The organism is Micromonospora sp. RTBAU3-60 (assembly GCF_054963695.1).
Genome location: NZ_JBUEGB010000048.1, coordinates 16,383 through 30,312, shown reverse-complemented (window position 1 = coordinate 30,312; position 13,930 = coordinate 16,383). Strand labels below are relative to the sequence as shown.

Genomic DNA, 13,930 nt, shown 5'->3' with positions numbered 1-13,930 from the left:
GGCGGCGGGGGCCGTGGCCCGGTGAACCTCGACACGCGGGAACCCATGATCGACACGCTCAACGTGCTGGAGACCGCCGCCCTGCTGCGCGAGTTGACCGCCGGCCTGATCGCCGTCGCCGACTTCGACGAGGCGCTGGCCCGGCTGGTCCGGGTCGCCCGGGACGCCGTGCCCGGGGTGGACTGCTGCGGCTTCACCGCGCTGCGCGCCGGCGAGCCCGCCGGCGGGGCCGCCTCCGACGCCGCCCGGGCCGAGCTGGACGACCTGCGGCACGGCCCCGACACGCCGGCGCTGACCGCCATCCGGCGGCGCGAGATGATCACCGCGCCGGATCTCGACCGGGAGTCGCGCTGGCCGGCCTGGACCGAGCGGGCGCGCGGGCTGGGCGTACGCGGGGTGATCTCCGCGCCCGTCGACGTGGACGAGCAGGTGATCGGTGCGATCAACCTGTACGCCGAGCCCGCCGACGCGCTCACCCCGCGGCACCAGCTCACCGCGATGCTCCTGGCCGAGCACGCCGGGCTGCTCCTCGCCGCCGTGCGGGACCGGGAGCGGCAGGCCGTTCAGGCCGGCCAGCTCGACTCGGCGCTGCTGGAGGAGGGCGTGATCGGGCAGGCGGTCGGCGTGATCATGACGCAGCGCGGCTGCCGGGCGCCGGAGGCCCTGGCGGTGCTCCGCAGCGCCGCGTCCTCGTTGGACATCCCGCTGCGCGAGGTCGCCGAGCGGCTGGTGTCCACCGTGTCCCGGCCCCGGGAGAGTTGAGCGTTCGTTTCGTCCCGCTGGCGCGGGGGTAGCACCCTGGACTGGTGAGCCGCGCCGACCTGGGGAGGGACCGATGGAGAGCCGACTGCGGGTGCAGGGGCACCCCATCCAACCGATGCTGGTGACGTTCCCGTTCGGACTCTTCGTCAGCGCCGCGGTCCTCGACCTGGCCGACGTCGCCGGCGGCCCGGCCTTCCTCGGCGAGGTCGGCTACTGGACCGCCGTGGCCGCCCTGGTAGCCGCCGCGCTCGCCGCCGTCGCCGGCCTGGTCGACCTGTGGGACGCGCGCGCCGATCGGACCCGGCGTACCGCGGTCACGGTCAACCTGGTCAACGCCGCGATGGCGGCGCTGTTCCTGCTCACCTGCCTGATGCGGGCCGACGCGCCGGAGCGCGGCGCGACCGGCGTCGAGCTGGCCACCGAGTTGCTGGCCCTGGCGGTCGGGTCGGTCGGGGTGTGGCTGGGCGCCCGGCTGGTGCGCCAGTTCGACCGCGGCCGGGCCAGCGAGCAGGCCGGCCTGGAGACGCTCGCCGACCTCCCCGCATCCACCGTGGAGATCATCCGCCCGCCGGCCTGAGCGGTTGCCGCCCTCGGACGGGGCGGCCGCAACGACCCGGAGGCGGTCGCCGTGGCGCCGGCCGGAGGTCGGTCAGGGCCGCGCCGCGCCGCAGCCGGAAACCCGTTGCCGTGGCGCGCGCCGCTGGGACAGGCTCACCCGGTGAGCGCGGATGACTTCGAGGACCTGATCGCCGAGGCCGCCTCGGTGCCGGTCGACGGCTGGGACTTCTCCTGGTTGGCCGGGCGGGCCAGCGAGGAACGCCCGCCCTGGGGGTACGCCCGACTGGTCGGCGCGCGGCTGGCGACCGTCCACGCCGCGCTGGACATCGACACCGGCGGGGGCGAGGTGCTGGCCGAGGTGCCCACCCCGCCGCCGCTGCTGGTCGCCACCGAGGCGTGGCCGCCGAACGTCGCGGTCGCCCGCCGTACGCTGCGCGCGGTCGGTGCCACCGTCGTCCAGGTGGCGGAGCGGCCGCCGCTGCCGTTCCGGGACGGCTCCTTCGACCTGGTGGTCAGCCGGCACCCGGTGGACACCTGGTGGGACGAGATCGCCCGGGTGCTGCGCCCCGGCGGCAGCTACCTCTCCCAGCAGATCGGCGCCGGCACGGTGCGGGAGCTGAGCGAGGCGATCCTCGGCCCGCTCCCGCCGCCGACCGCGCGCCACCCGCAGCAGGCGGTCGCCGCCGCCGAGGCCGCCGGGCTGACCGTGGTGGACCTGCGTACGGCCACCCTGCGAATGGTCTTCCACGACATCGGCGCGGTGGTCTACTTCCTGCGCAAGGTGATCTGGACGGTGCCCGGGTTCACCGTCGACCGCTACCGTCCCGAACTCCGGCGCCTGCACGACCGGATCCGCACCGAGGGCCCCTTCGTCGCCCACGCCCGACGGTTCCTCATCGAGGCTCGCCGCCCCTGACCGCCCGACCGGCCCGCCCCACCGCGAGCAGGCGTTGATCAAGGGGTTTACGTCGGAGTCGATCTCCAACCGGACGCAAACTTCTTGATCAACCGGGCGGGACCCGGCGGCGGGTCAGTGGGCGGTGGTGTGGTGGGCGGCGAGGACGTCGGCGCCGAAGTCGCTGGCCGGGCGACGCAGCACGGTGTGCGCGTGGTTGCCGTCGTCGGTGGTGTTGTCGTACTCGATCAGCAGGTCGTCGCCCTGGATCCGGTAGTAGTGCCGCTGCCCCGGCCGGGTGGGGCCGGCCCAGGCGAAGTGCAGCTCCCCACCGTCGAGCCGGCCCGCCTCCCGGGCCGCCAGCTCCGGCGGCAGCCGGTCCAGGTAGAGCGCGACGAGCTGGTCGAGCAGCGCCCGCCCGGTCGGGGTGAGCCGGTCCCGGGGTACCCCGAGCGGGTCGAGCCGGTCCGGGGCGCTGGCCCGGGTGGCGCTGATGATGTCGCCCGGCGCCTCGTCGGCGATGATCGCGGCGGCCCGGCCGGCCGGCCCGAGCGCGTCGAGCAGCTCCCGGGCCAGGTCCTCCTCGGGGCCGAGCGGCCGGGAGACCGGACGTCCGGCGTGCCGGACGGTGGCCGGGTTGGCACCGAGGAAGAGCGGCGCGGGGGAGACCTGGTCGTCGACCACGGTCATGGTCACCGAGAGGTGGTGCCCCTCGAACCGCCACCCCCACCGGTCGTCGCGGGTCGGGTCGCCGAACACGGCCACCCAGTAGTCGCCGCTGTGCCGGCCGCGCCGCCAGCCCTCCGCCCGGTCGAGCACCTCCTCCAGCGCGACGACCGCCATGGCCTGGGCGTACGCGGCCGGGCTGAGCGCGGTGGCGAGCAGCCGGTGGGCGGCCTTGCGCGCGGTGACGTCCAGGTCGGCGAGGCTAACCCCGGGCCGGGGCCGCGGCCGGTACTCCAGCCAGCGCCGGGCGGCCTCGTCGGCGAAATCGTGCCGGGCCCGCTGCCGGGCCGGTTCGTCGAGCGCCGCCAGCCACGCGCCGGCCGCCGCGCGCATCCGCTCGGGTAGGGGATCCTCCACCGCACCTGTATACCGTGTGGCCGACCGCCGCGCCGGGGCCCTGGCGGGTCGGTCAGCTCCGGGTGAGCTGGGCCAGCGCCTCGGGCAGGTCCGCCCGCCGAGGTCGGCTTGGTCAGGGGCGGTGTGGGCGCGTGGTCGGCCAGCCCGAGACGGTCGGTGCCGTCGCCGAGAGGTGCGGGCGGCCTCGGCGGTCGGAGGCGCCCGAAGCCGCCTGGTAGCTTGCCGAGCCGGCACGGGAGGGGATGGATGCGCGATCGGGTGTACGTCGGCAACGCGGCGGTAGACGGGGCGGCTGACGCGGGCTGGCTGCTCGGCCACTTCAAGCCGCTCGAGGACGTGCGGCACAGCAGCGAGGTCGAGGTGAAGTGGGGCGTGCACCCGGCCGGGGAGACCCGCGCTGCGTGGGCGACGGGGGAGCGGCGCACCGCCCTGCTGGTGCTGATCAGCGGGGCGTTCCGGATCGAACTGCGGGACCGCACGGTGGTGCTGCGCGAGCCGGGCGACTACGTGGTGTGGGGCCAGGGCGTGGACCACTCCTGGTACGCCGAGCGGGAGTCGGTGGTGCTCACCGTGCGCTGGCCCTCGGTGCCCGGCTACCGGGTGGGCCCACCGGTCCGGCGCTGACCGTCCGCGGCGCCGGACGCGCTGTCCCAGCATCCGGTATTACCTACTAAACCTATAGGGTTTGCCTTCTATGCTGTGGGGGACCGCGCCGCCCCGTACCCGTGAGGACGAACCGCCGATGGCCCGCCCCGATCCGCCCGACCTGCTCGCCGTCGCCGCCCGCTGGGCCGACCCGACGGGCTGGCCGGTCCCGCTGCACTTCGACCCCGCCGAGCGGTGGTACGCGCGCCTGGCCGCCGACACCGCGTACGAGGTGTGGGCGCTGAGCTGGCTGCCCGGACAGGGCACCGACCTGCACGACCACGGCGGCTCCGCAGGCGCCTTCCTGGTGCTCGCCGGCACCCTCACCGAGGAGACGGTCAGCGGCGGCCGGCTGCGCCCGCACCGGCTCGCCGCCGGCACGGGCCGGCGCTTCGGCGTCCGCCACGTGCACGTGGTCACCAACCGAGGGGACCGGCCGGCGGTCAGCGTGCACGTCTACCGGCCCGCGCTGCGCCGGATGACCCGCTACCGCCTCGTCGCCGGGCAGCTCCTGGCCGCCGAGGTGGCCGAGGCGGGAGTGGGCTGGTGACCCGGCCGCCCGCCGCATTCGTGACCCCGACCCACGCCGCACGGAAGGACCCGAGGATGTCCCAGCCCCGAACCCGTACCGAGAGCTGTCCGGTCCCACCACCCGGCTCGCGGGGCATCGACGAGATCCTCGCCGCCGCCCGTCGCCGGCTGCGCCGCCTCGACCCCGAGCAGGCCCACCTGGCGTACCGGGAAGGCGCGCTGCTGGTCGACATCCGCCCGGCCGGCCAGCGGGCCGCGCACGGCACCGTGCCGGGCGCCCTCGCCGTCGAGCGCAACGTGCTCGAGTGGCGCTTCGACCCGCGCTGCCCGGCCCGGCTGCCCCAGGCCGTCGACTACGACGTGCCGGTGGTGATCCTCTGCCAGGAGGGCTACACCTCCTCGCTGGCCGCCGCCGCGCTCCAGGACCTCGGCCTGCACCGGGCCACCGACGTGGTCGGCGGGTTCGCCGCCTGGCGCATCGCCGGGCTGCCCACCCTCGGCCCGACCCCGCCGCTCCGACCCTCGTCCGCCCCGCCCCCGGTCACCACCGGCCGGGCGCTCCGCTGATCGTCCCGCCACACCCCGGCGGGCGCGACCGCCAGCTCAGGAGGCTCCATGTCCGTCGTCGCCATCTCCCCGCGCCCGCACCGGTCCGGCCGCCCCGACCGGGCCGCCCCGCCCCGACCCCGCACCGCCCCCACCCTGACCATCACCCTCGACCTGGGCGCCGGGCTGACGCCCGGCCTGGCCCGCCTGGTCGACCTCCTCGACGAGCTCGCCGCGTCCGGCGAGGGGGTGGTCCGGGCCGACGAGCACCAGCTTGTCCGCGTGCTCGACCCGCGGCGAGGTGCCGAGCCACCCGCGCCGGCCACCCCGGAGGCCGCCGCGCCCCCGCCGGCGGAGCAGCCCCACACGGTACGCATCCTGGCCGGCACCCGGGTGGTCCGCCGGGGCGGCGTGCCGGTCCCGCTGACCCGGATCGAGTTCGACCTGCTGCTCTTCCTCGCCGAGCACCCCCGGCGGGTGTTCACCCGGCTCCAGCTGCTCGCAAACGTATGGGGGTACGACCACGCGGTGGCCCGTACCGTGGACGTCCACGTGCGCCGGCTGCGGGCCAAGCTCGGCGCCGACACGCCGGTGGTGACCACCGTCTACGGCGTCGGCTACCGGCTCGCCGACGAGGCCCGGATCGTGGTGGACCGCCAGCGCTGAGCGCGGCGCGCCGACGGCGCGGCGTACCGGGTGGCCCGGTGCGCCGCGCTTCCGTCGCATGCGCCGGCAGGTCGCCACGTCGAACCGGGCAACCGGGCGGGGACCCCCCGTAACGGGTCATCTCGCCGCTCTGCTGTAATGGTCTGGCTCGTACGCAGAGCGAGCGCCTGGCTCCGCTGTGTTCGTCAATTGTCACATTCATGCAAACGTAGCCCCTCTTGACCCTCACTTGGGTGCCGGGAAGCATCGACGAAGCGGCATCCCGGGGCCGTGGGAACCCGGACCAGCCAAGGAGCAGCGACAAGTGGTTGTTTTAGAACTGTCGATGTTGACTGCTGTGGGTAGCGTGCATGGGATCGGCCGGCTCGGCGAGCGGGTGGGCGGCGGTTCCGTGCTTACGATGCGAATGCCCCTGCGGCAGGAGTTGGTCGGGGACTTGCCGGCGGTGGTGCACAGGTTCTCGCGTCCGCTGGACGGGCTGCGTCGCTACGGGAGCGTGCGGAAAAGAACGGACCGCGCTGCGGAGGATGACCGGTGAAGGTCACCCGGATCGCCTACTCCGCGCACCTGAATCCGGGCAAGTACGCCGTCCTGGTGAAGCAGGCGCGCCGGCTGGGCCGGGTTCGTAGTGAGGTGTGGCAGCGCTACGGCTCGATCGGCGGGGTCGGGTCCGGGTTGAGAGACCGGCAGGTGCGGGACCGGTGGCTGGCCGACGGCACACACGCGTCGTTTGGTGTGTTGGCGAATGCGTGGAAGGAGATCGTCCGCGACGCAATCGGCGACATCGCCGCGAACCTGGAGGCGGCCAAGGTCGACGTCCGGCGGGCGATCAGCCGACACACCAACGATCCGGACGGGCGGAAGCGGATGTTCGGCGCGTTGAAGGCTGACGAGTGGGCCGGTGATCCGTTCCTGGCTCGGCAAGTGCGTAAGCACTGGAAGCGGGGCCGCAACCACACGCACAACCAGATCGTCGTGCGCGCCGAGAGGTACAACACGCTCGTTGACGGGCGGGGCCGGTTGTGGCTGGCGATCCCCGGCCTGGAACGCCGCAGAATGGTCCGCATCCCGCTGTCGACGACTGTTGCGCCGACGGGCACGCTGCGGCTGATCCTGCGCGGCGGGCGGGTCGAGGTGCACTACCAGATCGACTCGGCGGCGATGCGGTCGTCGCAGCGGCCATGCGGCGATCGGAAGGTCGGTGTGGACAAGGGCTACACCGAAGCCCTGACCGACTCCGACGGCCAGCCCTACGGCCAACAACTCGGCGACCTGCTCACCCGTGAGTCGGACCGGCTGAAGGAACGCAACCGGCGCCGAGCGAAGCTGCGCTCGATCGCCAACACCGCCTCCCTGCGTGGTGATCACGCGAAAGCCCACCGGATCAAGGTCAACAACCTCGGGACCGTGAAGCGGGACCGGCAGGCCGCCCGGCACCGGGCGCGGGTGCGTACGGAGATCTTCACCGCCGTGCACGAGGTCGTCGACAAGGCAGCCACCGTGGTCGCCGAAGACCTCACCAAACGCATCGCCGGCCGCAAAGAGCTTCCCAAGAACATGAACAGGCGTCTCGCCGCGTGGACCAAAGGAGTCACCGCGGAGGCCCTGAAAAGCGTGTCGGAGCGTAGAGGTTCTGCGCTCGTTCCCGTCAACGCCGCCTACACCTCACAAACCTGTCACCGCTGCGGCGTCTTCGGCCGCCGTAGTGGGGACAGGTTTCACTGCACTACGTGCGGGGTGGTGTGGCAGGCAGACGTGAACGCCGCGATCAACATCCTGCACCGAGCCGGCGACCCCGACATCGCCCTGCACACCCCACACCGGCGGGTGAAGCAGATCCTGCAGGACCGGACCGATCGCCACCGGACCAGACTGCCGGTCCAGGACTCCAGCCCAGCCACCGCTGGGCGGAGAGCGAACCATCCGAACCGCTCAGCCATGAGCTACTAGTAGGAAGCAGGACCATGTCGGTCAGCCCCGCCTCGTCGCGCGCCGGATGGCATACGTCCCAACCCGCGGTTCCCGGTCGTCCCCCCCGGCGGCCAGCGTCGCCCCGCCAACACCACCACCCCGGTGCTGACGGTCACCTTCAACATCCCGCTGGCCGGTGAGGAGTCGCTGAGCCCGGCCGCCCGGCGACTGCTGGACGCTGCCCGCGAGCTGCTGGAACGCGGCGACGCCGTGGTCACCAGCGGCGGGCCGGTCGACCGCCGGGCCGACCCGGTGCCGATCGGCCGGTCGCCCGGCCGCCCGCTCGCGCCGGCCATCCCGACCCTGCACATCCTGGCCGCGTCCCGGTCGGTGTTGCGCGACGGCGAGCCGCTGCCGCTGACCCGGCTGGAGTTCGACCTGCTGTTGCACCTGGTCGCCCACCCCCGCCGGGTGTTCACCCGGCTGCAACTGCTCAACGCGGTCTGGGGGTACGAGCACGCCGGCGTCCGCACCGTCGACGTGCACGTCCGCCGGCTGCGCGGCAAGGTCGGAGTGGACGTCCCGCTGGTCACCACCGTCTACGGGGTCGGCTACCGGCTCGCCGACGACGCCCGCGTCACCATCGACCGCACCGGCTGACCCGCCGGTCCGGTCGCCGGGCAGGATGGTCGGATGCGGGTCCGTCCGATCACGCCAGAGCGCCTCGTCACCGAGCTGACCGACCGGCTGACCGGCACCGCCGTACCGGGCCGGCTGCGGGTGGCCGTGGACGGCCCGCCGGCCGCCGACCCGGACGCCCTCGCCGGGGCGCTGGTCGACCCGCTGCGCGCCGCCGGGCGGCCGGTGCTGCACGTACGCGCCGCGGACTTCCTCCGGCCCGCCTCGGTACGCCTGGAACACGGCCGGACCAACCCGGACGCGTACTACGAGGGCTGGATCGACGAGGCAGGGCTGCGCCGCGAGGTGCTCGACCCCGCCGGTCCCGACGGTTCGGGCCGGCTGCTCCCGTCCCTGTGGGACGCCGCCGCCGACCGGGCCAGCCGGGCGGCGTACGTGGAGCTGCCGCCCGGCGGGGTGGTGCTGGTCAGCGGGTCACTGCTGCTCGGCGGCGGGCTGCCCTTCGACGTCACCGTGCACGTGGAGCTCTCCCCGGCCGCGCTGGACCGGCGGACCGGTCCCGAGCTGCGCTGGACCCTGCCCGCCTTCGCCCGGTACGCCGACGAGGTCGCCCCGGCCTCCTTCGCCGACGTGGTGGTCCGCGCCGACGACCCGCGCCACCCGGCCGTGGTCGAGGCCGGCTGACCCGGCGACCCGAGTCGGACAGCCCGGACGGCCGGGCCGCCTCGGGGACGGCCGGGGACGGACCGGGCGGCGCAACAGCGCACGAATGCGGTGGAAGGCCACCGAAATCCCCGGTTTGATCCTCCGAGGTGGTGGGTAATCGCCCGGCTCACAGAGCACGGGTGATCTCGCCCGCGCACCCCAACGTTCCGGTCCGGGGCGCTCGTCGCCCCGGACCGGTATGAGGCCCCGAGGAAAGGCAGGCAGCCATGCTCGTCCACGACACGACAGCCACGGGCCGTTCGCAGGCGGAGGTCGACCAGATCCGGCAGTCCCTGCGGTCGCGGTACGACGAGCTGACCGCGGAGTACGAGCAGGCCGTGCTGCAGAGCCAGGTGCTGCGGCTGGTCGAGGTCGGCGACACCGCCGGTGACGACCAGGCCGACAGCGGCACCAAGACCGCCGAGCGGGACACCGCGCAGTCCCTGCTGCGCAGCATCCTGGACCGGCGAGCCCAGTTCGAACACGCGCTCACCCGCCTCGAAGAGGGCACCTACGGCTTCTGCGAGGGCTGCTCGGCGCCGATCCCCGTGGAGCGGCTGGAGATCTTCCCGTCCGCCACCTCCTGCGTGTCCTGCAAGCAGACCCGGGAGCGGCGGGCGGCCTGAGCGTCGCCCCGGGTTGCCGGTCGGTCCCGGACGCGGTGGACTCGCCCCATGGGTGAGCTCAAGGTGGGTACCGCCTCGTGGACCGACCGGACCCTGCTCGACTCCGGCTGGTACCCGCAGACCGCGGACACCCCGGAGAAGCGGCTGGCGTACTACGCCCGGCAGTTCCCGCTGGTCGAGGTGGACGCCACCTACTACTCGCCACCCGCCGAGCGGACGGCGCACCTGTGGGTGGACCGTACGCCACCCGGTTTCACCTTCAACGTCAAGGCGTTCAGCCTGCTCACCGGCCACCCGACCCGCGTCGGGGCGCTCTACAAGGACCTGCGCCCGGACACGGAGAAGAAGAACCTCTATCCGGACGACCTGCCGCCGCAGGCGTACGAGGAGGTGTGGAGTCGGTTCCTGTCCGCGCTCGACCCGCTGGTCGAGGCGGACCGGCTCGGCGTGGTGCTGTTCCAGTTCCCGCCCTGGTTCACCATCAAGCGGGACAACAAGCAGTACCTCCTCGAGGTGGCGAAGCGGTGCGCCCCGCTCCGGGCGGCCTTCGAGTTCCGGCACGCCTCCTGGTTCGACGGCGACAACCGGGAGGAGACCCTCGGCTTTCTGCGCAAGCACCAGCTCCCGTACGTCTGCGTCGACATGCCCCAGGGGCACCGGTCGTCCGTACCGCCGGTGCTGGCGGCCACCGCGGACCTCGCGGTGGTCCGCTTCCACGGCCACAGCGAGCGGTGGACCAGCAAGGACATCCACGAGAAGTTCGGCTACGACTACTCCGACCGGGAGTTGCGCGACTGGGCGCCCCGGCTGCGCGAGCTGGCCGGGGAGGCCGAGCAGACCCACGTGCTCATGAACAACTGCTACCGCGACTATGCCCAGCGCAACGGCCAGCGGTTGCAGGCCCTGCTCGGTGTCGACTGACCGGTGCGGTTTCACCCCGTCGGGGTGAGGCCGGCTCACCCTCTCCCCGGACAGTCTGGGCGGTGTGTGCGGTCCGTCGACGACGCGACCGCGAGGCCGACAGGAGGTGGGCCATGGCGGTGCGGGTGGTATCGGATCGACGCCGTGGCGGGGTGCTGCACGTGGTCGGGAAGTCCGACGGCCCCCGGCGCGGCGAGCGGCCCGGTCGGTTCAGTCCGACCCGGCAGTGGCGGGGGCCCAGCGGGCCGCCGCGACGCACCGACGACCGACGGTGGGAAACCGACCTACGGGGGTGGGCAGATGGCTGAGCAGCTGAGTACCGCGATTGAGTCCTCCATCGAGAAGACCAACCTGATCCTCAAGGACATCGAGCAGGCCTACGGTTGGCCGAAGTCGCAACGCAACCAGTCCTACTGCGCGCTGCGTACGGTGCTGCATCTGCTCCGCGACCGGATGCCGGTGCAGGAGAGCGTGGAGTTCGCCGCGCAGTTGCCCTTGCTGCTCCGCGGGATCTACTTCGAGGGCTGGACGCCGACGGACGTGCCGGTGAAGCTGAACCGGGACGACTTCCTGTTCGAGGTCCGGCAGCACTTCCCGTACGACGTCGAGGGCGGCACCGAGCGCGTGGTCCAGGTGGTGCTGGACGCCCTCAGCCGGCACATCACCCAGGACCAGTGGGAGGACGTGAAGGACAACATGCCCCGGGACCTGGTGCAGATCTTTCCCTGACCGACGGTCCCGACCCGGCCCGCCCCACCACCGGTGGAGCGGGCCGTCCGCGTTCAGCCCTCGGCCGCCCGCGGCACGCGGCTCACCGCTCGGCCGCTGAGCCCGGCCAGGTCGGCGAAGGCCACCGCGTCCACGATCGCCGCGCCGCCGGGGTCGTTGTTGAAGTAGACGTACGCCGGCTCGGCGGCGTCGAACGTCGCGGTCAACCGGCGTACCCAGGAGGCGAGGGCGGCCCGGCCGTAGCGCGGCCACGGCCGGGCCCGTCCCTCGTGCAGCCGTAGGTAACCGAAGTCGGCGGTACGCCACAGCGGCGTCACCGGGCGGCTGAGCCGGTCCGCCCAGGCCAGCGCGGCCTGGCGGCGCTCCAGCACCCGCCGGGTGTCGTCGGTCCACCAGGAGGGGTGCCGTGGCTCCACCGCCACCCGCACCTCGGCCGGGAAGAGGCGCAGCGTGGTGTCCAGCGCGTCCGGGTCGGCCCGCAGGTTCGGCGGGAGCTGCACCAGCACCGGCCCGAGCCGGTCACCCAGCCCGGTGGCCCGGTCGAGGAAGCGGGCCACCGGCTCGGCCGGCTCCCGCAGCCGCTTTATATGGGTCAGGTAGCGGCTCATCTTCACCGCCACGCAGAAGTCGTCCGGGGTGCGGTCCCGCCAGGCGACGAAGGTGTCCCGCTCGGGCAGCCGGTAGAAGGCGTTGTTGACCTCCACAGTGGCGAACCGGGCGGCGAAGTGCTCCAGCCACAGCCGCTGCGGCAGCTTCGCCGGGTAGAACCGTTCCCGCCAGTCGCGGTACTGCCAACCGGAGGTGCCGACCAGGATCATCGCCGCCGCCCCAGCGGCTGGGGCTGCCCCACGGCCACCTCCTCTCCGGCGTCCTCCCGCCATCCTGGCACCGACCGGGCCGGCCCGCCGTGCACGCCCGCGCGCCCGGGCCGGGTGACGCCCGCCCCGGCGAACCGTCCGTGTCGCCGGGCCCCGCCGTCTACCGTGGGGTTAGAGAAGATCGCGCGTGGGGTACCACCCGCTCCACGACGAACCCCGACGGACACCGGGGCACACCCGAGGGAGCACCCATGGCACTCAACGACGACGACATGCAGACCACCGGTGGCGGCGGGGCCGAGGGTCCGGCCGACGGTGGCGCGACCCCGGGCCAGCGCGACGGCGGCGCGGACGGCGCCGCGGACCGCGGCGCGGAGCGCGGGGCCGATCGCGGCGCCGACCGGGGCGCCGAGGGTCCGGCCGACGGCGGGGCTACCCCGGGCAAGCAGGACGGTGGCGCCGATGGCGGCGCGGAAGGTCCGGCCGACGGTGGCGCGACCCCGGGCCAGCGCGACGGCGGCGCCGACGGCAGCGCCTGACCGGTCGCCATGACGCACCTCGACGCGTCCGACAGATCCAGCTCGGCGCGTCTGACGCCGCGCCACGACCTGGAACCGCCGCCGGGCGGCGACGGCCGCCCGGCGGTTCCGTCGTCCGCCGCCGAGGCACTCGCCCGCTGCATCACGGTGGAGCCGGCCAAGTTCGCCGCCGACCACTGGGGGCGCAGCCCGCTGCTGTCCCGGGCCGTCGAGCTGCCCAACCCGCGCGGTTTCACCGACCTGTTCAGCCCGGCCGACGCCGACGAGCTGCTCAGCCGGCGCGGCCTGCGTACCCCGTTCCTGCGCATGGCGAAGGACGGCGAGCTCGTCGCCGCGGCCCGCTACACCGGCGGCGGCGGCGCGGGCGCCGAGATCGGCGACCAGGTCCTCGACGAGAAGGTCCTCCAGCTGTACGCCGACGGCGCGACCCTGGTCCTGCAGGGTCTGCACCGGACCTGGCCGGCGCTGGTCGACTTCGCCCGCGAGTTGGGCCTCGCGCTGGCCCAACCGGTGCAGGTCAACGCCTACCTGACCCCGGCCGGCAGCCAGGGCTTCGCCACCCACTACGACACGCACGACGTCTTCGTGCTCCAGGTCGACGGCCGCAAGCACTGGCGGATCCACCCGCCGGTGCTGCCCGACCCGCTGGAGCGGCAGCCCTGGGGCGGGCGGGCCGACGAGATCGCCGCCACCGCCGACGGGCCGCCCGCCCTGGACGTGGTGCTCGCCCCGGGCGACGCGCTCTACCTGCCCCGCGGCTGGCTGCACAGCGCCCAGGCGCAGGAGAGCAGCTCGCTGCACCTGACCGTGGGCATCCGGGCGCTCACCCGGTACGCCCTGGTCGAGGAGCTGCTGGCACTCGCCGCCGAGGATCCGCGGCTGCGCGCCGGGCTGCCCTTCGGCACCGACGTGGCCGACCCGGACGCGCTGGAGCCGGAGCTGACCGAGACCGTGGAGGCGCTGCGCGACTGGCTGCTGCGGGCCGACCCGGCCGTCGTGGCCGCGCGGCTGCGAGAGCGGGCCTGGTCGGCCGCCCGACCGGCGCCGATCCGGCCCCTCGCCCAGGCCGCCGCGCTGGCCGGGCTCGACCCGGACAGCCGGGTCGCCGTCCGGGGCGGCCTGCGCTGGCAGCTCGACCCGAGCGGGGACGGCCGGATCACGCTGCGCCTGTTCGACCGGACCATCACCCTGCCCGACACCTGCGAGCCGGCGCTGCGCGCCCTGCTCACCGGCGAGGTCACCCGGGTCGGCGACCTGCCTGGCCTCGACGACGACGCCGACCGCCTGGTCCTGGCCCGCCGCCTCCTCAAGGAAGCCGTCCTCACCCCGGCCTGACGGCCCCGCCCCGCTGCCGCC

17 protein-coding genes are annotated in these 13,930 nt (G+C 74.2%); 15 read left to right on the top strand and 2 right to left on the bottom strand.

From position 1 onward, the window contains the following. Positions 1-21: 21 nt before the first annotated feature. From ACY34I_RS30080 to ACY34I_RS30070, 3 genes are all read left to right on the top strand, one after another. Positions 22-762 (top strand): GAF and ANTAR domain-containing protein, encoded by a 741-nt coding sequence (locus ACY34I_RS30080; RefSeq protein WP_462758430.1) that lies wholly within the window; start codon positions 22-24, stop codon positions 760-762. Between the two features lie 73 nt (positions 763-835). After that, positions 836-1,339 (top strand): DUF2231 domain-containing protein, encoded by a 504-nt coding sequence (locus tag ACY34I_RS30075; protein ID WP_462758429.1) that lies wholly within the window; start codon positions 836-838, stop codon positions 1,337-1,339. 141 nt (positions 1,340-1,480) lie between these two features. Further along, a complete protein-coding gene (locus ACY34I_RS30070) occupies positions 1,481-2,236 on the top strand; it encodes a class I SAM-dependent methyltransferase (protein ID WP_462758427.1) in 756 nt (251 codons plus the stop codon). 114 nt (positions 2,237-2,350) lie between these two features. Here the strand turns inward: ACY34I_RS30070 and ACY34I_RS30065 are convergent, their stop codons facing one another. After that, the gene (locus ACY34I_RS30065) at positions 2,351-3,298 is read right to left on the bottom strand and encodes a DUF3500 domain-containing protein (RefSeq protein ID WP_462758426.1); all 948 of its coding nucleotides are present in this window, start codon (positions 3,296-3,298) and stop codon (positions 2,351-2,353) included. A 246-nt stretch (positions 3,299-3,544) separates the two neighbouring features. Between ACY34I_RS30065 and ACY34I_RS30060 the strand changes: the two genes are divergently transcribed. From ACY34I_RS30060 to ACY34I_RS30015, 10 genes are all read left to right on the top strand, one after another. Then, positions 3,545-3,922: a cupin domain-containing protein gene (locus tag ACY34I_RS30060; RefSeq protein ID WP_462758424.1), complete on the top strand. Its 378-nt coding sequence runs from the start codon at positions 3,545-3,547 to the stop codon at positions 3,920-3,922. 118 nt (positions 3,923-4,040) lie between these two features. After that, the gene (locus ACY34I_RS30055) at positions 4,041-4,493 is read left to right on the top strand and encodes a cysteine dioxygenase (protein WP_462758443.1); all 453 of its coding nucleotides are present in this window, start codon (positions 4,041-4,043) and stop codon (positions 4,491-4,493) included. A gap of 56 nt (positions 4,494-4,549) precedes the next feature. Beyond that, a complete protein-coding gene (locus ACY34I_RS30050) occupies positions 4,550-5,041 on the top strand; it encodes a rhodanese-like domain-containing protein (protein WP_462758423.1) in 492 nt (163 codons plus the stop codon). Positions 5,042-5,089: 48 nt separating this feature from the next. Further along, the gene (locus ACY34I_RS30045) at positions 5,090-5,686 is read left to right on the top strand and encodes a winged helix-turn-helix domain-containing protein (protein WP_462758422.1); all 597 of its coding nucleotides are present in this window, start codon (positions 5,090-5,092) and stop codon (positions 5,684-5,686) included. A gap of 534 nt (positions 5,687-6,220) precedes the next feature. Further along, positions 6,221-7,636 (top strand): RNA-guided endonuclease TnpB family protein, encoded by a 1,416-nt coding sequence (locus tag ACY34I_RS30040; RefSeq protein ID WP_462758421.1) that lies wholly within the window; start codon positions 6,221-6,223, stop codon positions 7,634-7,636. 126 nt (positions 7,637-7,762) lie between these two features. Continuing rightward, positions 7,763-8,257 (top strand): winged helix-turn-helix domain-containing protein, encoded by a 495-nt coding sequence (locus ACY34I_RS30035; RefSeq protein WP_462758442.1) that lies wholly within the window; start codon positions 7,763-7,765, stop codon positions 8,255-8,257. Between the two features lie 33 nt (positions 8,258-8,290). Further along, on the top strand, positions 8,291-8,920 hold the full coding sequence (locus ACY34I_RS30030; RefSeq protein WP_148804939.1) for a nucleoside/nucleotide kinase family protein: 630 nt from the start codon (positions 8,291-8,293) through the stop codon (positions 8,918-8,920). A gap of 248 nt (positions 8,921-9,168) precedes the next feature. Beyond that, a complete protein-coding gene (locus ACY34I_RS30025) occupies positions 9,169-9,567 on the top strand; it encodes a TraR/DksA family transcriptional regulator (RefSeq protein WP_148804938.1) in 399 nt (132 codons plus the stop codon). A gap of 48 nt (positions 9,568-9,615) precedes the next feature. After that, complete coding sequence (locus ACY34I_RS30020; protein ID WP_462758419.1) at positions 9,616-10,488, top strand: DUF72 domain-containing protein; 873 nt, start codon at positions 9,616-9,618, stop codon at positions 10,486-10,488. Between the two features lie 300 nt (positions 10,489-10,788). Next, positions 10,789-11,217: a DUF2267 domain-containing protein gene (locus tag ACY34I_RS30015; RefSeq protein ID WP_462758418.1), complete on the top strand. Its 429-nt coding sequence runs from the start codon at positions 10,789-10,791 to the stop codon at positions 11,215-11,217. A gap of 53 nt (positions 11,218-11,270) precedes the next feature. Here the strand turns inward: ACY34I_RS30015 and ACY34I_RS30010 are convergent, their stop codons facing one another. Further along, entirely contained in the window at positions 11,271-12,035 is a 765-nt protein-coding gene (locus ACY34I_RS30010; RefSeq protein WP_462758417.1) for a DUF72 domain-containing protein, read from the bottom strand. Positions 12,036-12,286: 251 nt separating this feature from the next. Here ACY34I_RS30010 and ACY34I_RS30005 point away from each other — a divergent pair, with 251 nt between their 5' ends. Then, positions 12,287-12,574, top strand: a complete 288-nt coding sequence (locus tag ACY34I_RS30005) for a hypothetical protein (protein ID WP_148803771.1) — start codon at positions 12,287-12,289, stop codon at positions 12,572-12,574. Between the two features lie 9 nt (positions 12,575-12,583). Beyond that, the gene (locus tag ACY34I_RS30000; RefSeq protein WP_462758416.1) at positions 12,584-13,909 is read left to right on the top strand and encodes a cupin domain-containing protein; all 1,326 of its coding nucleotides are present in this window, start codon (positions 12,584-12,586) and stop codon (positions 13,907-13,909) included. Positions 13,910-13,930: the final 21 nt, after the last annotated feature.